This is a genomic window from Klebsiella sp. CN_Kp091, from assembly GCF_040065095.1.
Taxonomy (GTDB): Bacteria; Pseudomonadota; Gammaproteobacteria; order Enterobacterales; family Enterobacteriaceae; genus Klebsiella; species Klebsiella aerogenes.
Window position 1 is genome coordinate 1,026,144 of the sequence record NZ_JBEAIO010000049.1, and the last position, 22,618, is coordinate 1,048,761.

24 protein-coding genes and 1 pseudogene are annotated in these 22,618 nt (G+C 53.4%); 10 read left to right on the forward strand and 15 right to left on the reverse strand.

The features are described 5' to 3' along the window. The first annotated feature begins 52 nt into the window (after nt 1–52). The gene (locus ABLV17_RS25505) at nt 53–553 is read left to right on the forward strand and encodes a YbaK/prolyl-tRNA synthetase associated domain-containing protein (RefSeq protein ID WP_308958960.1); all 501 of its coding nucleotides are present in this window, start codon (nt 53–55) and stop codon (nt 551–553) included. A 138-nt stretch (nt 554–691) separates the two neighbouring features. After that, on the forward strand, nt 692–1,138 hold the full coding sequence (locus ABLV17_RS25510; protein ID WP_045393296.1) for a DUF441 domain-containing protein: 447 nt from the start codon (nt 692–694) through the stop codon (nt 1,136–1,138). Here ABLV17_RS25510 and ABLV17_RS25515 read toward each other — a convergent pair. Then, the gene (locus ABLV17_RS25515; protein WP_162750167.1) at nt 1,122–1,916 is read right to left on the reverse strand and encodes a helix-turn-helix transcriptional regulator; all 795 of its coding nucleotides are present in this window, start codon (nt 1,914–1,916) and stop codon (nt 1,122–1,124) included. The two genes, ABLV17_RS25510 and ABLV17_RS25515, sit on opposite strands and share 17 nt — an antisense overlap. Nucleotides 1,917–2,013: 97 nt before the next feature. On the opposite strand from ABLV17_RS25515, the gene ABLV17_RS25520 reads away from it, so the two are divergent. Next, complete coding sequence (locus tag ABLV17_RS25520) at nt 2,014–3,195, forward strand: CynX/NimT family MFS transporter (RefSeq protein WP_087859318.1); 1,182 nt, start codon at nt 2,014–2,016, stop codon at nt 3,193–3,195. 33 nt (nt 3,196–3,228) lie between these two features. Here the strand turns inward: ABLV17_RS25520 and ABLV17_RS25525 are convergent, their stop codons facing one another. Further along, nucleotides 3,229–3,921 (reverse strand): CTP synthase, encoded by a 693-nt coding sequence (locus ABLV17_RS25525; protein WP_113373626.1) that lies wholly within the window; start codon nt 3,919–3,921, stop codon nt 3,229–3,231. Nucleotides 3,922–4,061: 140 nt separating this feature from the next. On the opposite strand from ABLV17_RS25525, the gene ABLV17_RS25530 reads away from it, so the two are divergent. Next, nucleotides 4,062–4,409, forward strand: coding sequence for a DUF488 domain-containing protein (locus tag ABLV17_RS25530; protein WP_087859627.1), 348 nt, complete (start codon nt 4,062–4,064; stop codon nt 4,407–4,409). A gap of 10 nt (nt 4,410–4,419) precedes the next feature. On the opposite strand, the gene ABLV17_RS25535 is transcribed toward ABLV17_RS25530, so the two are convergent. Then, nucleotides 4,420–4,668, reverse strand: a complete 249-nt coding sequence (locus ABLV17_RS25535) for a DUF333 domain-containing protein (protein WP_015366135.1) — start codon at nt 4,666–4,668, stop codon at nt 4,420–4,422. 292 nt (nt 4,669–4,960) lie between these two features. Between ABLV17_RS25535 and ABLV17_RS25540 the strand changes: the two genes are divergently transcribed. The 3 genes from ABLV17_RS25540 to ABLV17_RS25550 all read left to right on the forward strand — a co-directional run bounded on the left by ABLV17_RS25540 (nt 4,961) and on the right by ABLV17_RS25550 (nt 6,462). Continuing rightward, nucleotides 4,961–5,983: a sensor domain-containing diguanylate cyclase gene (locus ABLV17_RS25540; protein ID WP_271032357.1), complete on the forward strand. Its 1,023-nt coding sequence runs from the start codon at nt 4,961–4,963 to the stop codon at nt 5,981–5,983. Between the two features lie 47 nt (nt 5,984–6,030). Beyond that, nucleotides 6,031–6,135 (forward strand): YoaK family small membrane protein, encoded by a 105-nt coding sequence (locus tag ABLV17_RS25545; protein WP_045374857.1) that lies wholly within the window; start codon nt 6,031–6,033, stop codon nt 6,133–6,135. 204 nt (nt 6,136–6,339) lie between these two features. Further along, the gene (locus ABLV17_RS25550; protein ID WP_015366133.1) at nt 6,340–6,462 is read left to right on the forward strand and encodes a hypothetical protein; all 123 of its coding nucleotides are present in this window, start codon (nt 6,340–6,342) and stop codon (nt 6,460–6,462) included. 46 nt (nt 6,463–6,508) lie between these two features. Here ABLV17_RS25550 and ABLV17_RS25555 read toward each other — a convergent pair whose 3' ends face one another. The 3 genes from ABLV17_RS25555 to lpxP form a co-directional block, all read right to left on the reverse strand. Then, entirely contained in the window at nt 6,509–6,772 is a 264-nt protein-coding gene (locus ABLV17_RS25555) for a DUF2534 family protein (RefSeq protein ID WP_015366132.1), read from the reverse strand. A gap of 114 nt (nt 6,773–6,886) precedes the next feature. Further along, nucleotides 6,887–7,525, reverse strand: coding sequence for a leucine efflux protein LeuE (gene leuE, locus ABLV17_RS25560; protein ID WP_087859315.1), 639 nt, complete (start codon nt 7,523–7,525; stop codon nt 6,887–6,889). Between the two features lie 91 nt (nt 7,526–7,616). Beyond that, a complete protein-coding gene (lpxP, locus tag ABLV17_RS25565; RefSeq protein ID WP_308959135.1) occupies nt 7,617–8,531 on the reverse strand; it encodes a kdo(2)-lipid IV(A) palmitoleoyltransferase in 915 nt (304 codons plus the stop codon). A gap of 925 nt (nt 8,532–9,456) precedes the next feature. Here lpxP and ABLV17_RS25570 point away from each other — a divergent pair. Next, nucleotides 9,457–10,644: an HD domain-containing phosphohydrolase gene (locus ABLV17_RS25570; protein ID WP_271032355.1), complete on the forward strand. Its 1,188-nt coding sequence runs from the start codon at nt 9,457–9,459 to the stop codon at nt 10,642–10,644. 74 nt (nt 10,645–10,718) lie between these two features. Then, complete coding sequence (locus ABLV17_RS25575; RefSeq protein ID WP_113373625.1) at nt 10,719–12,503, forward strand: diguanylate cyclase; 1,785 nt, start codon at nt 10,719–10,721, stop codon at nt 12,501–12,503. A gap of 43 nt (nt 12,504–12,546) precedes the next feature. Here the strand turns inward: ABLV17_RS25575 and ABLV17_RS25580 are convergent, their stop codons facing one another. Together ABLV17_RS25580 and ABLV17_RS25585 are read right to left on the reverse strand one after the other, a co-directional pair. Then, nucleotides 12,547–12,975: a glycine zipper 2TM domain-containing protein gene (locus ABLV17_RS25580; RefSeq protein ID WP_308958765.1), complete on the reverse strand. Its 429-nt coding sequence runs from the start codon at nt 12,973–12,975 to the stop codon at nt 12,547–12,549. 76 nt (nt 12,976–13,051) lie between these two features. After that, a complete protein-coding gene (locus ABLV17_RS25585) occupies nt 13,052–13,462 on the reverse strand; it encodes a hypothetical protein (RefSeq protein WP_015366126.1) in 411 nt (136 codons plus the stop codon). Between the two features lie 215 nt (nt 13,463–13,677). Between ABLV17_RS25585 and ABLV17_RS25590 the strand changes: the two genes are divergently transcribed. Next, nucleotides 13,678–14,706 (forward strand): diguanylate cyclase, encoded by a 1,029-nt coding sequence (locus tag ABLV17_RS25590; RefSeq protein WP_308958764.1) that lies wholly within the window; start codon nt 13,678–13,680, stop codon nt 14,704–14,706. 510 nt (nt 14,707–15,216) lie between these two features. On the opposite strand, the gene ABLV17_RS25595 is transcribed toward ABLV17_RS25590, so the two are convergent. From ABLV17_RS25595 to ABLV17_RS25625, 7 genes and pseudogenes are all read right to left on the reverse strand, one after another. Beyond that, complete coding sequence (locus ABLV17_RS25595) at nt 15,217–15,738, reverse strand: SMI1/KNR4 family protein (RefSeq protein ID WP_308958762.1); 522 nt, start codon at nt 15,736–15,738, stop codon at nt 15,217–15,219. A gap of 16 nt (nt 15,739–15,754) precedes the next feature. Continuing rightward, nucleotides 15,755–16,153, reverse strand: coding sequence for an HNH endonuclease (locus ABLV17_RS25600; RefSeq protein ID WP_221177580.1), 399 nt, complete (start codon nt 16,151–16,153; stop codon nt 15,755–15,757). Beyond that, nucleotides 16,139–16,222 (reverse strand): annotated as a pseudogene (locus ABLV17_RS25605) (RHS repeat-associated core domain-containing protein); the annotation flags it as partial. The gene ABLV17_RS25600 and the pseudogene ABLV17_RS25605, both read right to left, overlap by 15 nt. 127 nt (nt 16,223–16,349) lie before the next feature. Further along, nucleotides 16,350–16,817 carry a hypothetical protein gene (locus ABLV17_RS25610; protein WP_047045164.1) on the reverse strand — a complete coding sequence of 156 codons (468 nt, stop codon included), beginning with the start codon at nt 16,815–16,817 and terminating at the stop codon, nt 16,350–16,352. A 1-nt stretch (nt 16,818) separates the two neighbouring features. Beyond that, on the reverse strand, nt 16,819–20,925 hold the full coding sequence (locus ABLV17_RS25615; protein ID WP_308958761.1) for an RHS repeat-associated core domain-containing protein: 4,107 nt from the start codon (nt 20,923–20,925) through the stop codon (nt 16,819–16,821). 10 nt (nt 20,926–20,935) lie between these two features. Then, entirely contained in the window at nt 20,936–21,064 is a 129-nt protein-coding gene (locus ABLV17_RS25620; RefSeq protein ID WP_080961905.1) for a hypothetical protein, read from the reverse strand. Beyond that, nucleotides 21,061–22,614: a hypothetical protein gene (locus ABLV17_RS25625; protein WP_308958760.1), complete on the reverse strand. Its 1,554-nt coding sequence runs from the start codon at nt 22,612–22,614 to the stop codon at nt 21,061–21,063. The genes ABLV17_RS25620 and ABLV17_RS25625 overlap by 4 nt, the downstream gene beginning before the upstream one ends. Between the last annotated feature and the right edge of the window lie 4 nt (nt 22,615–22,618).

Sequence of the window (22,618 nt, forward strand, 5' to 3'; positions counted from 1 at the left end):
TGCCGCCGCGCGGAGTTAAGCTTGCCCTTTTCAGCAGAGGAACCATCGCAATATGCAATCGCCAGAGACAGCCGACATACACCAGCGGTTATGCCGCCTCCTTGATGAGCAGCAGGCTCGCTATCGGGTCATGGAACATGAAGCCGTTGGCAAATGTGAAGCCGTATCAGCAATCCGCGGTACCGCGTTGGGACAGGGCGCCAAAGCGCTGGTCTGTACAGTGAAAGGTAATGGGATAAACCAGCACGTACTGGCTATCCTTGCCGCCGATCAGCAGGCCGATTTATCCCGTCTGGCGCAGCATATTGGCGGCAGTAAAGCGTCGCTCGCCAGCCCGGCGGAGGTCGATGCTCTTACCGCCTGCGTATTTGGCGCCATTCCGCCCTTTAGCTTTCACCCTAAGCTAAAACTGGTCGCCGACCCGATGCTGTTCGAACGTTTTACCGAGATAGCCTTTAATGCCGGCCTGCTGGAAAAATCGATCATTATGAATACCGACGACTATCTGCGTATCGCCCGCCCTGAGCTGGCAGCGTTCCGTCGCGTCATTTAGCACATCGCCAGTGTGCGACAAGATTCGCGGGCGGCGCTGGTAGACTGATTTGCAGTAAATAAATTAAAAGCCTGTTTATTCACGCGATTATGCGTAGAGTAAGCAGGTTTCTTTTTTATTTTGGCAAGGACCTCTGGAATGTTCGATACAACCCTGTTTATCTTGCTGGGGCTGGCGGCGCTCGGCTTTATCAGTCATAACACCACGGTCGCTATCTCAATACTGGTGCTCATCATCGTGCGGGTGACGCCGCTTAATGTTTTCTTTCCCTGGATTGAAAAGCAGGGGCTGACCATCGGTATCATCATTTTGACCATCGGCGTGATGGCTCCCATCGCCAGCGGAACGCTACCGCCCTCAACGCTGATCCACTCTTTTGTGAACTGGAAGTCACTGCTGGCGATTGCCGTGGGCGTGTTCGTCTCGTGGCTCGGCGGACGTGGCGTCGCGCTAATGGGTTCGCAGCCTCAGCTGGTCGCCGGGCTGCTGGTGGGTACCGTACTGGGCGTTGCGCTGTTTCGCGGTGTCCCGGTCGGGCCGCTTATCGCCGCCGGCATTATTTCGCTTTTTATCGGAAAGGCTTAGATAAACTGGCGTGGTAGCGGCCAGGCGTTTGCCCTAATCCTTTTTTAAACATGGTGATAAAGGCGGTTGTTGAATCATAACCGAGCGTCTGGGCGGTTTGCTGTACCGTCTGTCCGCGCACCAGCATCTGCAGCGCCAGGATCAGCTGCAGCTGGTGCCGCCAGCGGCGAAAGCTAAGCCCGGTCTCCCGCACCACCAGCCGTGCCAGATTGCGTTCGCTCATGGCGAACGCCGCCGCCCACTGCGAGAGCGTCTGCCAGTGCGCCGGATCGCGGGCCATGGTGTCGGCCATCCGGCGGATCTTCGGATGTCCTGAAACCGGCAGCTGCAGATGTTCCTGCGGTTGTTGCGGTAGCTCATCAAATAATACCTGCACCAGGCGCTGCGTAGGCGACGTGTCAAGCGCCTCCCTGCCGCGTTCGGCAAGGGTCATAATCAACTCTCGCACCAGCGGTGAGATTTTTAACGTGCAGCAATGCTCAGGCATCGGCGCCGCCCCCGGCTCAATGAACAAAAAGCACACCTGCGCTCCTGGCGTTGCGCGATTGCTGTGCGGGAGTTGACCCGGTACCCACACCGCATACAGCGGCGGCACCATCCACATGGCGTTATCCACTTCGCAGGTTAAAGCGCCGTGCAACGCGAGGATCAGCTGACCTTTGCGGTGCTGATGACGCGGAATAAACTGCTCGTCGTCCACCACCTGAATGCGAAACGCCAGCGCCGCTTCATGGCCGCTATCTGGTTCATAGCCGTCTAAACCCAGTCCAATCATCAAATTGTCCGATATTAGCGATAATCTGTCATTTTAGCTTGATTCAAACAGCCGTTAAACAGGCTATTGTTACGACCCTGTTTATTAGTCTGAGAATGTTATGAGTCCTGTTTCTTCCTCTGCCAACGGCAACAAACTGCTGCTGATTGTCGGAATTTTATTTATCGCCGCCACGCTACGGGTAACTTTCACCGGTATCGCCCCACTGCTGGATGCGATACGCGCTGAATACCAACTGACGACGGCGCAAACCGGGCTGCTCACGACCCTGCCGCTGCTGGCCTTCGGGCTGGTCTCTCCGCTGGCGGCCGGCGTCGCCCGCCGTTTCGGCATTGAGCGTAGCCTGCTGCTGGCGATGGTGATTATTTGCCTCGGGATCGGATTACGTTCCCTCCCCTCAGCAGCCTGGCTATATATCGGTACAGCGCTCATTGGCTGCGGCATCGCGCTGGGTAACGTGCTGTTGCCAGGGTTAATTAAGCGTGATTTTTCCGGCCATGTCGCCCGGATGACCGGCGCCTACTCCATTACCATGGGCGCGGCGGCGGCGGCAGGTTCCGCGATGGTGGTGCCGCTGGCGCTGGCGGGGTTTGGCTGGCGCGGCGCGCTGCTGCTACTGATGGTTTTCCCACTGCTGGCGCTATTACTCTGGCTGCCGCAGGCCCGTCGTCAGGCTTCCACGCCGATGACCGGATCGGGCGCTGCGCACAATCGGGGGATCTGGCGTTCGGCGCTGGCCTGGCAGGTCACGCTGTTCCTTGGGATTAATTCACTGGTCTATTACGTTATCGTTGGTTGGCTGCCCGCAATCCTGCAGAGTATGGGCTATAGCGAAGCGCAGGCTGGCTCGCTACATGGCCTGCTGCAGCTGGCAACCGCCGCGCCGGGCCTGGCCATCCCGCTGGTACTCCACAGGCTAAAAGATCAGCGCGGCATCGCCGTTCTGGTAGCCTTAATGTGCGTGGTAAGCACGCTGGGATTGTGGTTACTGCCCGGTCAGGCGGTGATCTGGACATTGATTTTTGGCTTCGGATCCGGCGCCACCATGATCCTTGGCCTGACGTTTATTGGTCTACGCGCCAGCTCAGCGCATCAGGCCGCGGCGCTTTCCGGCATGGCGCAGACTATTGGTTATCTGCTGGCCGCCTGCGGACCGCCGCTCATCGGTAAAATCCATGATGCTTACGGCGACTGGCATATACCGTTAATCATCGTCGCACTCATCGCAGTGGTCATGGCGCTGTTCGGCGCCCTTGCCGGCAGGGCGCGGGAAATTCATTAATCACAAGAGTCGGCAGCCAGGGCTGCCGATTTTTTATTGCCGGGCCGCGTGCAGGAAAGCCTGTACCAGCGGCGCCGGACGCCCTTCCAGCGCGTTGCGCTCGTGCTGGAACAGCGTGGCGACGAAGAACGGATGGGTGGTTAACTCCACGGCGCGGATCTCGCCGTTCTCATCCCACCCGGTTACCCGCAGCGCGCCCTGCTCCAGTTCATGGGCAAAGCTTTCGGCAATACCGTAGTTACAATGATATCCCTCTTCAATACTGTCCCGGCCATAAGCGCGGGCGATCAGCGTGTTCGCGCGCAGTTCGATAGCATCTGATTTTTCCACCAGCGAACAGCTTAATGGCGCAATGACCATTCGCCCTTCGCTATCGGTTTCGGCGTGCGCCGCATCCTGCCATCCCATAACATTACGGGCATATTCGATAATCGCGTGCTGGAAACCGCCACAGGTGCCGAGGAACGGAATGCTATTTTCGCGGGCATAGCGAATGGCGATGAATGCGCCATCGGCGTTTTTATACGGGCTGGCGGGAACCACCCAGATGGCGTCATAATCGGTGAGCTGGTCTGCGCTGACAATCTCGCTGGTGGCTAACCAGTCATAGCTCACCGGTTGTTCCAGGACCGCGGCAGCATCATCAATAGCCAGCGGAATAGCCTTATGGGCAATCACGTCAGGGTTGTAATCGCCAACAAGGGCAATGCGCAAAGGGGTGTTCATAGCAGGATCCTTATGTCTGAGGATTATCGGGCAACACAAGGAACCTCAGATTAGCGATATCATTCGCGGAACACAATGGTTATTTAGCGGCGCGCTGCACGGGCTTGCCGCCAGAATGACATAACGACGGGAGAATAATGATGATTCAATGTAAACGCGTTTATGACCCTACAGAGGCCAGCGACGGTTACCGCGTGCTGGTCGATCGCCTGTGGCCACGGGGGATAAAAAAAGAGGATTTGCATTATGACGAATGGTGTAAAAGCCTGACGCCTTCCAGCGATTTACGCAAGGCTCTGCACGGAGAAGCGATTGACTTCTCTCACTTCCGCCAGCAGTACCGCGAAGAACTGGAAACCCATCGCGATGAAGGTCTACGGCTCGCCAAATTGGCCAACCAGCAGCCATTAACCCTGCTCTATGCGGCAAAAGATACGCAACAAAATCATGCGCTGGTGCTGGCGGAGTGGCTGAAGAGCTTAATTTAGCGGCGGCGAATTATTTCTTCGCCGGATGATCGCGCCGCCACAGTTCCCATTCATCAAGCGTTTCGCCACTGGGAAGTTTACAGTCGGTGCGTACGCCCTGAGGCGTCTGGACCGGAACCTGCTTACCGCCCTTCTGGTCGCAATAGACGGCGGCCGGATTGGCCATACCGATCGAATTTGGCGGCGGCGGCGCATCAGGCTGTTGTGACTGAGCGCAGCCCGCTAGCATCAGCGGCAACATCATTACTATCCACTTCATAATTACTCCTGTTTTATTCAAAGCGACCTTTCGCCCTGAATCTCCACGGTTTCTCCATTTTAACTACACTTTTGCCCTTTAGAGTAGCGCTCGTTCTCGAATTGACCAGAGAACAGATCATTCCATAATCAATGAGTTTTGCCCCATCGCCCCCGATGGGGCTTTTTTTTACCGTCGCGATAGCAGATATCCCCCTGCTAAATGTGATACATTCGTTATAAATTTGTTTGTTATTAGCTGTTCGCTGCGCCAGCTCGCAGTACTGCGCTAACCTCCGGGGGCCGTTTCATTCATGTCAGACTTCATTCTTGCCCGCGTCTCACAGACGCTTGCTACCGAACGAACGCTCGAAACGTTGGTGCGACAACTGCTGGAAATGCTGGAGCTGGTGACTCGTATGGAGTCCACCTATCTGACACGGATTGATTTAGAAGCGCAGCGCCAGTTAGTCATGTATGCCCACAACAGCAGCGAAATGCAGATCCCGGAAGGCTTTTCCGTTCCCTGGGACGAGTCGCTCTGCAAACGCGCAATCGATGATAACTGTATATTTTGCAACGAGGTTGGCCAACGCTGGCGCTCCTGCACCGCCGCGCAGGAACTCGGGATCGCCACGTTCTTTAGTATTCCTGTCCATCTTGCCGATGGTTCGTTATATGGTACGTTGTGCGCCACCAGCCGCGTCAAACAGCCCTATAATCTTGAAGGTGAGCAGGTAATGATCCTGTTCGCCAGCCTGATCTCCCATTACGTGGAGAAAGAGACGCTGGTTCAGCAGCTGCGCAGCGCGAATGCGGCGCTGGAGATGCACTCCTATACCGATGAGCTGACCGGTCTGGCTAACCGCCGCGCGTTGTTTAAACATCTTAAAACGCTGTTTACTCAAGCTCGCGCCCAGCAGCGCAGGCTCCTGCTTATTTTTATCGACCTCGACGATTTTAAAGCGATTAACGATAAACTGGGCCACCCCTGCGGCGACAGTTTTCTCATCCAGATAGGTGAACGATTAAGTGCCAACGTACGTAACGAAGATACCGTTGGCCGCCTCGGCGGCGATGAATTTTTAATCATCGGCCCGGCGCTTGAATCATCTGAGCAGGAGGCATTTATTGCCCACCTACGCCAGCAGCTTACCGGGCGTTACCGTCTGGCCGGACACGGTATAGAATACCCTGGCGCCAGCTTTGGAGTGATCGAAGTCGATCCGCAAAATATGGACGTTGAGCAGGCGCTGCGCGCAGCGGATGAAGCCATGTATCACGATAAAAACTCGCGCCGCAAGCTGACCATTTTCGATATTGACCAGAAAGCATAACTTTCCAGTATGATTGATAACATAACGTTAAGAGACAGGAACTAAGCATGAAATTGGGTATTCTTTTTCCGGTGGTGATTTTCATCGTCGCCGTGGTCTTTCTGGGCTGGTTTTTTGTTGGCGGCTATGCGGCGCCAGGGGGGGCATCATGAAAAAGACGACCATCATTATGATTATCGTCGCCATCGTGGTGATTGCCGGCACCGAATTGGGCTGGTGGTAATCTCAATTTTTCCCGCCGCCCCGCTATTGCAGAGTTGTCTTATCTACTCAATAAGTTAGGACGATACACTCATTTCATCAGCCGCTTCGCTGTATTTATGCAGCAAAGCGGGCATTAACTGGAGAAGTGAGTAATGAAAAAACCGATGGTGTTACCGTTGATTATTGCGCTGTGCACGCTGTTATCGGGATGTATCGTGGATGATGGTTACCATCATCGGCACCACCACCATCATCATCATGATCGAGGATGGTGACAGACGGGATCACGCAAAAGGCGAACTAGTGTTCGCCTTGTTGCTTTTAGTCCTGACGGTCAGAACCTAAAAACAGAAAGCCCAGCGGGATAGCAAATAATACGGTGAACACGGTACTGTAAACCATCACCATCGCGCCTTGCAGGAAGAACATCGAGGTTGTCCACTCCGAGTACGGCATATTGTACTCGCTCACCACGCCACCGAACGTTGCGCGGCCCACGACGGCAAGCGCAATAGCAAATACCGTCGCCATCGACAACAGAAACTTCTTGCCGTTTTTATTACTGAGGATTTTTTGCAGAATCATCCGGGTTCCCTTCTCTGTGAGCGATAATCGGCTGTATATGTAACACCAATGCAATAAAAATTGAAGGGTTTTTGTTACAACACAGCGATTATCGCTGGCAAACCGATTCCGGGATCAGGACTGCAGCGTCGCAAGACGTGCGGCAAAGCCAACAAAGACCAGGCCGATCAGGCTGTTGCCCAATTTCGCCAGTTTCTTTTTGGTTTTCACATAGCGCGTAACAAACGAGCCAGACAGGATAAGGAAGCTCATGTAGACAAAGCTAATGATCTCCAGCGTCAGCGCCAGGATAAAGAACGCGACGCCCGGCGATGTCGCATTAACGTCAATGAACTGGACGAAAAAAGAGACATAGAAAAGGATCGCTTTCGGGTTGGTCAGGCTCAGGGTTAACGAGCGTTTGAGGATCGCGCTCCCCGGCTCAGCATCGGCGGCATCATGCCCCTCGCGCTGTTTAAATACCGAGTAGAGCATTTTAGCGCCCAGCCAAAGCAGATAAATCGCGCCGAGATAGCGCACAATATTAAACAGCACCGGCGTCGTTTTGATAAGCGTCGCAACGCCAGCAAATGCCAGGAACATCAGAACCGCGTCGCCGATAAACACACCGGCGGCGGCAAGGTATCCTTTCTTAACGCCGTGCGCGATACCGGTTTTCAGTACAAAAAAGGTATTGGGACCAGGTACGAGAATGATAAAAATAGCCCCGACCAGGTAGGTCAGATAATTCAAAACACCAAACTCAGCGAACACGCTGCACTCCTTCGCTTTCAACAAAAAGTATGATCCGGCTCACGTTAACGCAACTGCGGTCATTTTGAAAGCGTAGAGCGCAACTGTGGTACTAATATACCGAAGTTTCGCCAAGCGGGCGGGTTTTGAACCGGCGATGCACCCACAGGTACTGCTCCGGCGCACGCAGAATTTCGCGTTCAATGACCTTGTTGATATAGCTGGCGGCAATCTGTTTATCTTCGCCGGGATAATCATTCATAACTTCACTGATATGCAGGCTGTAGCCTTTACGATCCAGCTTGCGCACCATACTGATACTCAGCATTTTCGAACCGGAGAGGCGCGACAACACCCAAGTACCATTAGTCGTCGCCGCCTGTGGTACCGAGAAGAACGGCGCAAAAACGCTGCCCTTCGGGCCGTAATCCTGATCCGGCGCAAACCACACCGCCTCACCGGATTTCAACGCATGTACCAGCCCGGAGAGATTACGACGGTCGATCATCGCTTTATTCGAGCGCAGACGAGCGCGAGTCTGCACCCACTCCATAAGCGGGCTATTGTGCGGGCGATACGTCGCCATCATCGGACGACACAAGCCCATTGCGCGGCCACCCAGCTCCAGTGACATAAAGTGAATGCCAACAACCATCACGCCTTTATCGGCGCTAAGCGCAGCGTTCAGATTAGCGATGCCTTCGACGTCAAACCAATTTTTAACGCGTTCATCGCTCCAGAACCACGCCATACCCGTTTCGATAAGCCCCATGCCGAGGGACATAAAGTTCTCTTCCAGCAGCTTTTCGCGGGCAGCGCTGGACATTTCCGGGAAGCACAGCTCAATGTTACGCCGGGCGATGTGTTCCCGACGTTTCAGAAAGCGACGCGATAGCCGCCCTGCGCTGGTGCCGAGCGTATGTAACACGGGATAAGGGAGTTGGACGATTAACCAAAGAATGGCCAGGCCAAACCAGGTCACCCAATAACGGGGAAGCAATAGATGTTTTTTAAAGGCGCAAGACATGGTTTTTCCTGTAAACATTAAAATATAGGGTAACGCTTAAGGAAAAAACGAGTCCCTTCATCCGTCATTAGGCGATACAGCAAGTCAGACAATAGTAATCCTGGTAAATTCACGGCAGCAAGAAAAAATTACACTTAACGCTAAAATACATAATAGATTCACAGATGTTACAAATTGTAAAGCAGAATTGAGGTCCGTTCATTCATATTCACACTGATAATCATTTTCGCGCTAATGATTTTTTCTGATATAGGAATGGACTTAAACTGCCATCTGGCGATTTTACAAGCGTGGATTCACGCAGGCCGCTACTGACGCTGCCTCCCAGCGCATCAAGCCCCGAACAGTAACGACCAAAAAACATACATACCTCAAATGCGTTCAATACAAACAATCACTGTAGATAATAATATTCACATACCGCGCTTGCTAATTAAAATGTTAGTAATTAATAAATATAAATAAGAACAGGATTATTTATGCTTACTGATAAATACTGACAAAAGTATAGCGTTGCAGCTAGTAGTCACGTTCGCAGGAATATCGACCTCATCCCCTCTTGATTACTCTTCGATGCACTCCAGGCAATAAAGCGGCATTGCCGATGCCATCTCACAAAATTGAGACTGACAAAACATTATCGCGGATTTGGGCATTGTCCAGTCCGCGCTCACCGTCTCCTGAAAGGTGATGTAAAAGCCATCACTCCTCACCGCAACTAGATATGAATCAAACTGTGAAGTGATTCATCATGTGATTACCACAATGAAAGCGACTATGTGAGCTAAAATGAATTGTTTACGGAGCGTGGATGAAGCCTCAGATATGCGTCGCTTCACTCGCGCCGCGTCCGGGAGGCGTTTGAGCGCACTTTCGGATGCCACAGGATTAACGGCAACAGCGGATTGCATGGACGGAGAAAAAAATGCGTATTGCCTTAAAGTCGGCTTTAATGCTGATCACGCGCGTCATTAATGCCATCAACCCGAGGCTGGATCTGCATTTACAGCGCACGGCGCTGATAAGCTACAAATTATCACTGGCGTTGGATCTTCCAGCTCCCCAGCAAAAAACCGTTTTTCTGGCCGCGCTGCTGCATGATATCGGCGTACTTGGCGATAAGCGGCGCATTGACTCACTGAATGCGATAGATAATCTTTATGACCCACACCAAATCCGCGGCGTACAGATGCTTGCCGGCCTGGATACTTTTACTCTTATCAGCCCCATTATTGGCGATCACCACTTTAGCCCTACTCGCAAAGGTAATCTGGAGCAGCATATCGTCTATTTTGCGGACTGCTTTGAACGGCTCCTTCCTACGCAAGGCGTCGTTGCCCCGGACCAACAAAAAACGCTCATCGCCCGCTTTGTCGATGACTATCGCGATATCGATCCGCCACTGTGCGATACCCTGTGTGAACTGGCGCAACACCCTACCTTCTGGCGCCATATGCAAGCAGAACATATTCAGCGGCTGCTGGAAATTGTGGGACCGATTAATGACGTATTTATTGACATCGATGGTCTGAAAGATATTTGTTTGCTGATCGCGAAAATTGTCGATACTTACAGTAGTTTCACCGCCAGCCACAGCATTATGGTTGGCGAAATTTCTTATGCCCTCGCCGTCTATATGAATTTACCGCCGCTGGTATGCCGCAAAATTGAAATTGCCGGCTATTTGCATGATATCGGCAAAATATATATTCCACTGGCGATCCTCGAAAAACAGGCTGAACTTAGCGATGACGAAGCGCTATTGATCCGCGAACATAGCTATATGACCGGTGAAATATTACGAGATTTCACCGATCTGGCGGAAATCATCGATTGGGCCGCTAATCACCATGAAAAACTCGATGGCAGCGGCTATCCACTTCATTTAAATCATCGTTATTTACACCTTCCAGACAGAATTATCGCCGTTGCGGATATCTTTACCGCGCTCGTTGAGGATCGCCCTTATCGGCTCGGAATGCCGTATCAAGAGGCGTTACATCTTATCGAAGCTGATGTTATAAATGGCGCTCTGGATAACGATGTGTATCTTGTTTTGCGCCAGCATGCCCAGGCGCTACATCACCTCGTCACCCGCATACCGCGCCTTTGAATCTTCTGATTGGCGGCGTGGTTCTATAATAAAAATACGAATCGCTCATTCATCTGCCTGCAAGGAAATACTCGGTGAGAATCGCCACCATGACTAACTGGGCCTACGGGATCACCGTAGGGCTGACCATTGCATCCGGTATTGCGATGCTAATGGCTTCCGGCGCCGATCGCGCTGAACGCCAGGCAGTACAACAACGGGATACGTTCGTTCGTCTTGCCGATGAGATAGAAAGCGACGCGTGGGAGCTTTCAGACCTCGCGCGACTGTACGTCATCGAAAAACAACCAGAGACGCTGCAACAGTATCGTCAGCAGATCCAAACTCTCAAATCAATTGAAAATCGGTTGCTTAAACTAAAAGACATTGGCGCCAGCCAGCAGGAGCTGGCGCTGTTGCGCGACGGTCTGCGTATTGCCGATGAATTACAAGATGAACAGCAGACCGCCATCGATCGCGTCGCTCGCGGCGAAGAGAAAGAGGCTATTTTGCAGGTTTACGGTAAGCCTTATGAGCAGGAGTTGGAGCGTGTGCAAACGCAAATCGATCATTTCCGCCTGCTGCTGGAAGGCCGAACGAACAACGCCATGCAGCAGGCGACTGAAAAATCGCGCCTCTGGCGGACGCTTTCGGAAGCGATGGTTGGCCTGACCGCCTTGATGTTTTTATTTGTTCTCGGCTTTATTCTCAAACGCCGGGTGCTCACCCCTGTGGTACGACTCAGCGATGTGGTACAACGTCTGGCATCGCAGGATTATGCCGTCGAACCACCGCACTTCAAACAGATCGATGAAATTGGCGATATGGCGCAGGCGATCCGCATCTTTCGCGAAAATGGCCTTGCCCGCCAGCGCCTTGAACAACAACGCGATGCCGACTGGGCCGTTCGTGAACTGCTGGCGCGCATGACTCAACGCTTGCAGGGATGTGAGTCATTTGAGGATGTGGTGAAGGTCGCTGAACTTTTCGCCCCCAATATCGCGCCTGACGTTCCTGGCCGGCTGTATATTCTGGATACCGATCCCTGGCAGATGCGCTGCGTCGCGCAGTGGCTTTCGCCACCTGACGAGGAGGCCGTGTTTTATCCCGATAACTGCTGGGCAGTACGCCGAGGCCTCAGCCATCCGCCGGTTAACGGCGAACCGGACATCGCCTGCTATCATCTGCCGCAAGAATGCAACGAGCAATCATTATGCGTTCCACTGATCGCGCAGGGTGAAGCCATTGGCCTGCTCTCTTTCCGTAATGTCACCAGTGAGACAGCCCCTTCCCGCGCCTATCTTGAACTCATGGCGGAAGCGCTGGGTCTGGCGTTGTCCAATCAGCGTCTGCGCAACGCTCTGCTGGAAAAAGCGTTGTTTGATTCTCTGACCGGGTTGCGAAACCGCCATCATCTTGAGGAAGCGCTGCATACGCAGATGAATCTCGCGGTACGTAACAACAGCCCGCTGAGCTGCCTGATGATTGATATCGATCACTTTAAGGCGGTTAACGATAATTACGGCCATGAGGCGGGCGATCTGGTGATTAAAAACGTCGCGGCGATCATCCAGCGCGCGGTTCGCGATATTGGCATGGCATTCCGCTATGGCGGCGAAGAGTTTTTGGTGCTGCTTTCCGGCAGCGATGAGGCCAGAGCGGAAACCTGCGCGACTGAAATCTACAACAACGTGAGAAATATGACCTTACGCTGCGGGCTGACGGATATAGGCCAGGTGAATGTCTCTATCGGTATCGCCAGCTATCCGCAACACGCACAAAGCGACAGCCTGCTACGTGCCGCAGATGCCGCATTGTATCGGGCGAAAGAGCTGGGACGCTCGCGAATTATCCGCTTTGATATGCTGAAATCGGCATAACATGTCACCCCAAACGGGAGTGTATCCGCTCCCGTTTGGCGCATTACACCGATTTGTCCACCCGGGTATCATTTCCCGACGTCAGGATGCGCACCTTATCTCCCTTATTGAAGATAAGCCGACCGTCGTAACCCTGTAGCACCTGTATCACCTGACCGCTACTGATTTTGATTAACAGTTCGACCTGCTGAGCGCCCTGCTGCCGATCCTGGTGATAGCGAGAGGCGCCAGCACCGGCCAGAGCGCCTGCGGCGGTCATCGCCGTCTGCCCTTTGCCGTTGCCGAACTGATGACCGACCACGCCGCCCAGCGTTCCTGCCGCCAGCGTGCGAAGCGGCTGGCGCTGATGCGGAGTGCTAATAATATGGCTTTCCTGTACGACGCCATAATCAACCAACGTTTTAGTCCCGGCGACGCCAGCCTGGCTAAACAACGCGGCCATTCCCAGCGCAATAAAGAGAAACTTCTTCATGATGACACCCTTGTCTTTTCATTGCGGAAAGTCAACTATCAATGCTCCGCCGGGCTGCGGAGCATTAGGACATCGCTTAGTTGAGTGCCTGCTGCAGATCTTTTTTTACCTGCTCGCGCTGTTCAGCCGTCAGCACCTGATTAATGCCGAAGTAATATTTCACGCGGTAATAACGCGTCTGCTGATCCAATTGCGCAAAAGCGGCTAGCTGCTGTTTTACTTTCGCATCGTCCCATTTACCGGACTGAATTACGTCAACCAGAGCCCCATCCTGGTAACCACCAATTTTGATATTTTTGAGGTTTGTTTCCAGCTCCTGACGCAGGGCCTGAATTTTGCTGACCTGATCGTTGCTCAGCTTGAGATGTTGCACCACCGGGTCCTGGGATAACGGCGGCACTTCGGCTGTCGTCGCAGCCTGAGCGGCAACGGAAAGACCCGCAGTCATCACTACGGCGGCCAGGGTGTTACGCAAGAAAGTATTCACGATAAATTGTCCTTAATACGCTTTATAAAGAGTGCGGATTATTACCTCCGAAATATGATCCATCTGTAACTAAGCGTTAAATTTAAATCTGGACAAATTTACAATAGATTTTATTTAATAGATAAAATAGCTGAGATGTCAGCAGCCGATCTTTTTTTAACTACACTTATTGTTAAATTGGCTGAATATTCTCTTCGACCCATCAGGAACGCCTTATGCCACCACGTAGCGCCAGCGATCTGTACGCCGAAATGAAAAATATGTCAGTAGAAGAGCGTATTCGCTTTTTCTCGCTTTCGCTTGCGGAAATGCATCGTGAGCTACAGGAGAGCATCAGCGAGATTGAGTCGATGCAGCGAGCGCTGGCCGAAAGCGAGGAGAACCATCGACAGCTGGTTGAGACTGCACAGGATGCGGTGATTACCATCAATCATGCTGGGGTGGTGATTAACTGGAACCAGGCAGCGGAAAGAATGTTCGGCTGGTCCGCAGGGGAGGCTATCGGCAACAACCTGGGCGAGATGATCGTGCCGGAAGAGTTTCGCGAGCAGCACGCGCGCGGTTTAATGCGCTTTCAGGCGGCTCAGCCGTCGAATATCCTTAATCGCACCATCGAAATTACCGCCCTGCATCGCACTAAAGGCAAGTTCCCTATCGAGCTGTCGATCTGGCCGCATCAACAATCAGGCAAGCAGATTTTCTCCGCGTTTATTCGCGATATCACCGACCGTAAACAGCGGGAGCAGGTGGTCTGGCTGCATGCCAATTTCGACGCGCTGACCGGATTGCCAAACCGCAGGCTGTTGGTTAATCGCCTGGAGCTGGCGATTACGCAGGCCATCGCCAATGAGACAGAAGTAGCGCTGCTCTTTATCGATCTCGACCGCTTTAAGCCGGTGAATGACGTTTACGGCCACGCCGTGGGTGACGAACTGCTGCGGCTAGTGGCGTTCCGTCTACAAAGCGTTTTACGAGAAGGTGATACGGTGGCCCGCCTCGGCGGCGATGAGTTTATCGCCCTGCTCCCCGGTTTAAAGGCAAACGATCCGCTCCCCCGACAAACGGCGGAAAAAATCAGCAATGCGTTGACTCAGTCATTTTTGATCCACGAGCATGTTATTACGATTTCCGGCAGCATCGGCATTGCGCTTTTCCCTCACGATGCCGCAGATGCCGATACATTGCTGAACAGTGCGGATAAAGCGATGTACAGTAGTAAGAAGGGGACGCCGCGAGAGAGGTAAGTAAGGTATTCAGCCGTTTCAGCGTCAAAATACTGGCCCTGAAAACGCAGCGGATTGCTGATACGATCGGCGTAGACCTCCCCTTTTTCTCCCCATACGCCCGTCTTCTCAGACCACACTATCTCGCCCTGCAATGGCGTCAGGCGGTGCTGCCGGCTGCCAGTATCAAAAATACCCTGTGCCGCCGGCTGGAATCTTTTTTCCCGACATTATTCCATTTGCTAAAAGGGCTTTCGCATTGCAAAAACCACCAGTAGCGTGGATTTTTATCATTTAAAGAAATAGTTCTTACTCTCGCTAAAAAATAAACTCTCTCATTTTCGATTACTTTATAAAATTTCCAGAATGTTTATATCTGTCAGGAAGCAAGACTCCCTAAATCTTATGATCCCATTTATTAATTTTTAATACTTGACATTATAGATGTGCAATCCAATTTATTATTAAACCCTGCATGATAATTAACCATGCAGGGTATTAAAGAAGTACATCCTTAAATTAAGAGTATCATTACAATCCCGTAGACAACTTCATTCCTTTATTGACTGTTAGATTCATTATACTTCCAAAAAAATCTGAAAAGGTTTTATTTATAAGATAAAGATGGTTTAAATCATCATCATCACTAATATCATAGCTTTGTTTATTATCCTCAGCATGTAGGCAAGTCCGGTCCCAGTAATAAACTCCGGCCAAATCATTTTTAGTTATCAGGACATAGCCATTGTCACTTGGATCCATGCCAATTATTAGTGCACCATCAATAAACGATATTTCATATAGTAACTCTTCATTAATTTCAACTATATCAAAATTACTATTACTAGTCTTATAACCAAGAAGCACATCGAATGAAATAAAATCATTATCAACTTTATCGAATGGTAGATCGCAATAGTCAGGTGCCACGATTCTATATCCATTGTATTTTTTTAAAAAATCTTTGTAATCATCAGGAAAAGCAACAGAGAAATGTCCCTCCAGATAACTAATATCTTGTTTATCAATACTTAATCCAGTCAAAATAGGCATTCTATAACTCCTGATATTATTGACAGTTGCTTTTTATTTTAGATACACCGCCTCTATGGGTGAACCGGCGATGAATATTTTTGGGCACTTCCTGCATTGTGATGCCATTTTGATGATGATGCCACGTATTAAGATCATAATTCGCCCGGCCTTTTGGCGCTAATGCATCTGCTTTACCAAAATCTCCTCCAGGTGACTTACTATGATCTCCCCTTAAGTCTGGAACATTAACACTCTGCCTTTCATATGGTGTAAAATCTGGAAACCCTTCTGGATAGCGAACAACATTGCCAGCACTATCTTGGTATACCCAAACTTTGCTTTCAACTTCTTGCCAAACCGTTCCCCCTTTATTAAGCCACTTGCTTATATCAGGTGAGTTTAACGGTTTTCCAGTCAGCCCCCACGGATCCACCCATCCCAGCGGGTTCGGCGCATACTGATAAACATTCAGCCCACCGGCTAATCCAATCGGATCAGACGAACAATCCTATCCCCTGGGCCAATCGTACCGTCAACCCGCACCAATCTAAGCTCTAAGATAGAGTTCCCAAAGCGCAGCGTTGCTATAAAGGCCGGGAAGAGTTAATTTATTACCCGGCTTTGCTTTGTTATTTACATGGATTCCAAAATGAAAAATCCCCTATATATATTTCATTCAATTTCAAGTCGGACGGAATGTTATCTATACTGTCAGCTATCTCATCAAATGGTGAGGGTAATATAAATTGAATGCCAAAATCCTCGTCTATAATAATGGAACCATTAAATATTCTTTGCCGATAAGTGAGTTTTTTTATCTCACCAAATTCTTGACCGGCATATAATAAGTTTTTGTATAACCCTTTGTAATTTTGATTACATCCAATAGAAAATATATTTCCATCAGGTTCGGTTGATATAGTTAAAGTATCATCCAATACATAGGCAAATCTCTTACTCGCATCAGGTAGAAGATACTCTTTGTACTCAACACAATGGTCAGCATACATTTCAGCAAGATAGACAGATATATTTGTATTTAACAGCACATCGCCTAACGAATGAAATGATTTTATTTCTGCAGAAAAATCAAACATTTTACATCCCACCATTTACTAATACACCGTCGACATAAACAGGAGAGTCCTTTATTAGATCATAATTTTCAAAACCACCATGACCTATACGTCCATATACGATATCCTCACCTTCACTATTAGTCCTATAAACCTTCCAGTAATCATTTCCATGAATATTTTGTTGTTTTGCGTTACCACCAGGATGATAATCTAATTTATATGTTGTACCAGATTTTGTCGTTTTCACATATTGTATATGTTGAATAGCCTCAGGCCTACCAGCTTGTGGATAGATCTTCGTCCAACCTTTAGATGTTAAAAGGGAGTCTATTTCAGCCGGAGTTTTACCTGTTAATTTATTTACCCACCTTTGGGTTATATTGTCCTTTTCCGCGAAGCCACATTTTAGTCCCAGCGGATCGATCCAGCTTAATGGGTTCGGCGCATACTGATAAACATTCAGCCCGCCGGCTAATCCAATCGGATCCTGACTAATAAATCCCGCAATTTCAGGATCATAGTAACGATGTCGATTATAGTGCAGCCCCGTTTCAGCGTCAAAATACTGTCCCTGGAAACGCAGCGGGTTGCTGATACGATCGGCGTAGACCTCCCCTTTCTCTCCCCATACGCCCGTCTTCTCTGACCACACTATCTCGCCCTGTAATGACGTCAGGCGGACCGGCGCGCCGTTCGGGTCACAATGATAGTGCCAGCTCTCCTTCCTGCCCGCTTCCTGCGTCAGCAGCGCCAGCGGCTGAAAACTTCCCGGATAGTACACGTACTCGCGCATACTGCTGAACAGCGTTTCCTGCGCTTTCTGCCGCTGCAGCCTGCTGCTGGTATCAAAAATGCTCTGTGCCGCCAGCGGTTCGCGGGTGATAGTGACCGTTTCCCCCGCCAGCGCGTCGCCCTGCCAGTAGAACCAGCGCGTCTCTTCCGCCGTCTGCTTGAACACCCGGCGCCCCAGCCCGTCATAGCCGTAACGCACCAGCCGCTCACCCTTGCGCACCGCCACCAGTTGGCGGTTATCGTCCCAGCTGAAATCCTCTTTCTCGCCGTTATGCCGGACATCGCGCCGCTGTCGCAGCTCGCCCGCGCGATCGAATACATAACGCACCCCGCGCTGCTGCCCCTCGCGGAACCAGCCCCCGGCGCTCTCATTCACCGCCCGGGTCTGCGTCTGCAGGTGGCTGCCCGCCGCATCCTGCACAAACTGCCGCAGCGTACCGTCCGGCGCGGTATGGGCCGTCAAGCGCCCCACCGGATCGTAAGCGTAACGATCGCTGCCCCACAGGCTGTCATCGCGCCGGGTCAGGTTACCCAACCGATCCCAGCTGAAACCGCTGGCGAACAGCGGTAAATCATTCTGCAACACCTGCTGCGACGTCAGTTGGCCGAGCCGGTCGTAGGTGAAATGACGCGTCACCTCTGCCGACAGCTGCTCGCTGACCCGCCGCCCGGCCTCATCGTAACCCAGCACGATCGGCGCATCGTCATTCAGCTGGATCTGGCTCAGCCGGTCATACTCATCCATGGCGTAACGCACCTGATGACCGCTGTCGCTGCGCCGGGAGACCAGCAGGCCGCGCTCGTTATAGCCATAATGCAGCTGAAAACCGTCCTGCTCCTCCAGCAGCACCCGCCCGGCGTCATCATAGCGCCACGCCAGCCGCCGCCACGGATTCTCACACAGCAGCATCCGCCCGCAGGGATCGTAATGATACTTCGCCTGCAGGGTATCGCCGCTGCGCCGCTCGCTTAGCCGCCCGCCGCGGTCGTAACCGTAGCGCACCAGCCGCCCCAGCGGATCCTCACGGCTGATCAGCCGGTTGCCTTTATCCCAGCCATAACGGGTTACCTGTCCCCAGTAATCGGTCTCCGCGGCGATGCGCCCCAGCGCGTCGCGGTCCAGCTGCCAGCGCTGACCGTTCTGGTTGATCACCGCCAGCAGGCGATCTTCCAGGTCGTACTGATAGCCAAGCGTCGCGCCGTCCGGCGTCTCGCAGGCGGCCAGCATTCCTGTGCGGTTATAACGAAAACGGGTTATCTGGCCGGCTTCATCGGTGAAGTGAACCGGTGAATCTTCCCGGTCGTAAGCGACGCGAATTTCGCCGCCCTGCGGATTGACCATCGCCACCAGCCGATCCTTGCTGTCCCAGTGGAAACGGCTGCTGCCGCCGCCGGCGTCAATACGCTCCTGCAGGGTGCCGCGCGCGGAATGCCGCAGTTGAGTGGTTCCCGCGCCAGCCTGGCTCAGCGCCTGCAAAAAACCAAACCGATCATAGCGATAGCGACTCTGCCCGGAACCCGGCACGTCCGCCGCGCTCAGTTGCCCGTGCTCATCATACTGATAGCGCGAGGTGACGCCGGTAGGGTCCGTTCCCGCCAGCAGGTTGCCGCGTTCGTCATAGTCCGAACGCCAGCAGGCGCCTTTCTCATCAATCAGCGTCAGCACATCGCCGTCTTCATTGTAGGCCGCCTGAATCTGGCTACCGTCCGGCAGATGTTCGGCGATCATTCGCCCCTGTTCATCATACTCCCAGCGACGCGCGCTGCCGTCCGGCTCAATGAGTTCGACGGTGCGGCCAAAATCATCGTAGTGGAAGACGGTATTGCCGCCGGTCGGATCGATCTCCGAAACCGGCAGGCCGTTATCATCAAAGCTGACAGACGTTACGTGGCCGTTGGAATCGGTGATTTCCACTTCGTTGAGCAAGTCGTGCCAGGCGAAATGGTAATCCCATACGCCGCCGTCGCCCCAGGCGTGGACGACCCGCCACTCGTCATTGAACTGGTAGTGGAAGCCCTGGCCGTTACGGTCGACATGGCTGGTCATATGGCGCTGTTGATAGTAGAAGCGCCGCGGATGCGAAAGCGCATCGATCTCCGCGCTCAACTGATTATCGCTATCGTATTCATAGCGGGTCAACGGCGTGATCTCGTCATCCAGCGCGTTACGCAGGCGTAGCGCCCGCAGGCGGCCATCCTGCCAGGTGACGAGGATCTCCCTGCCGCTCATGCCGCGCGTGCTGAACTCGCGGATGCGCTCAAGTTCGCGTCCCTGCCAATCGAACTGCCAGCCGTTACCGTTACGGTCCGCCAGCCGGTAAATCGCCAGCGGCCCGCGCTTACCGCGAAATTGCAGCCGCGCGCTCCCTTCCTGCTCAACATGCCAGAAGCATTCGCCATTGCGGGTTTCTCGCCACAGGCGGCTGCCGTCCGGCAGGCCGACAATAGCCTGCTCGCGGCCGTCGGACTGCGGCAGCGCCGCAAACAGCGTCATCCCTTCCGGCTGGCTCAACACCGCGACGCCTTCATCGGCCAGTATTTCAAGGCGGGTGTCCGCCGGGGTTGACCAGCCGTAACCGCACAGCCCTTCTTCATCAAGATCCGCCGACGAGTAGCTTCGCGTCCACGCCAGCGGCAGGCGGCCGGGTAACAAAAAATCCTCATGCTCCAGGCTCACGCTACCGTCGCGGATATCAACCGGTTCGGCGCGTAGCACCCGGCATTTCAGGACGCCGGGATCCATGTTGCGAAACAGCTTCTGGCGCAGTTTTTTAAACCGCCGCATAAACAGTCGCCACTGCGGCGTTTTTTTAACTTTCTTCAACCCCTTGCCCAACCCGCTTAACCCGGCGCGCATCAGCAGCGCCATCAGGTTGATGGTTGGCGGCCCGCCAACAATCACATTGTTGGGAATCGCGAGGTTAAACGTCAGCGGCAGCGTCAGCGAGAGCGGCTTTGGTTTGCTCAGGCGCTTCATGCGGAACGGCGGCACCATTCCGAGGATGTTACAGCTCAGTACCGGCATGCCGATGCGGGAAAACGGCTCGCCGTCGACGGCGACGGTTTTACTGCCCATAAACAGCTCGTCTTCCATCTGCGGGCCGCCAGGCGCGCGCAGCGGCGGCACCCACACCCCGCCGACCGGGATATGTACCGCAATACCGCCGGTCCCCGCGCTGGCGCGTTTGATGCTGTTGACGTGCACGGTAGTCCCCAGCAGCGGCAGATAATCAAACACGTCGAAAACGATGCCAATATGCGGCGTCGGCAGCGGCCAGGGATAAGTATGGATATCCAGGCCAAGCTGCGGGTCGAAGTGAGCGCCGGAATGCATCAGACGCGCCTCAGAACATGGCGCGCAGCAGCGCGCGCAGGAAGGTACGCACTTCGGTGGCGAAACCGCCGTCCGAGAAGCTTAAAAACAGGATTGCCAGCAGCGTCACGGCAACAATAATAATAATCCGGGTCTTCATAGCGGGTTGCTCCCTGCAGTTTCAGTGGATGATGCATCGGTATTTCCCCAGGCTGGCAGGCTTTGCCATTCACCCGGCGGGGCATCAAAGGGGTGGGCGATCTCCGGCAGGCCGTTCCAGTGCGGATGCAGCGTCTCCCGCGCCAGGCGGATCACGCGACGAAAGCTGTCATCGCCGCCGCGGATCAGTTTTTCCCGCGCTTCGCGGATCAGCGCGAACGCGGCTTCCAGCTGTAGCTGTAACTGCCGGTCCACGCGTTTTACCTGTTCGACGGCGGGTTCCCGCGGCAAGCGGTCTTCCGCCTGCTGGATTAAGCGCTGTTTTTCGCTTTGCCAGCGCGTCGCGCAGGCCTCAAGCGCTTCGGTCCGTCGTTTATCATGGATGCGCAGCAGATCCTGAAATGCCAGCGGCAGCGTAGTCTGGGCGCGCTCCTGGCGTGGGATCGGCTCCGCCGCCTGGATAGCGTGGGCATACTCCTCCATCGCTTTTGCCCGGTGCCCGGCGAGGTTGAGACAAAAACCGGACATCCGCCAGCCTTCCACGGCAAATACCGGGTGTGGAATGGTTTGCGCTTCGCCCGCCGCCCGGCGATAGCCTTTCGCCGCCTGGAGATACTCTTTTCGTGCGAACCAGGCGCCAGCCTCGCCAAAAGTGCTTTGGGTACGCAATTGCCCTTTAAGCGCCGGGTCGGCAATTTCGCCGCTGATGTTTTGCGCCTGGCGGTAGTGATCGACGGCCCGTTGATGATCGTTACCTTTCAGCCAACCGCCGGCGATCAGGTTATGCATCATCGCCTGCTGCTCGGCCCAACCGCAGCGCTGGGCGACGCCGAGCGCCATACCGCCGCGCACGGCCACCTGCGCGGCGCTGCCTTTTTCCAGCAGCAGCATGGCATCAGCCAGATAGCGGCGAAACAACAGGCGATCGGGATTCGGATCGCTCTGCCCGCGCGCGGTTTGATGCATCACTTTCATACTGTCGACGTCATCGGTCAGCAGCCGTACCCTGCGTGGATGCGCCTCATACAGCGGCTGCCAGATCGGTTGCTCAAGGGTGTCGATAAGTAACAGTCTGGCGTTGCACGCCTCCTGCGCCAGCCAGCCGTTCAACCAGCGGTTCAACGCCTTTTCATCGCTGACGGCGGAGGGTTTCAGCACCAACACCAGATAACGTAAATCGTCATGAAATGTCGTCGCAAAATCCTGCAGCATCTGCCGCAACTGCGCCGGGCTATAGGTTGGGAGAAAGCGTTCGGCATCCCACATGGCGGCATCCGGCGTCGCTTCGTAGTGTTCCACAAACTCGCGCCCGAGCGCGTCGCTGTAGCCATAGCCGGTCTCAAACGGCGTGGTTAGCCCCAGCAACAGATCCGGCAGCGAGCGCCCTTCAGGGTGCTGCTGCAGCGCGATAAAACCATCAAGCAGCGACTCGCCGCCGGCAGGCACCCGCCAGATAAATAAGCGGATCTGCTCCGCCTGCTCGCTGGCGTCCAGCCAGCTAAGCTCAAGCTCGCTCATTACTTTTTCGGTCGGATTCTTCGCCGCGTTCATTCCC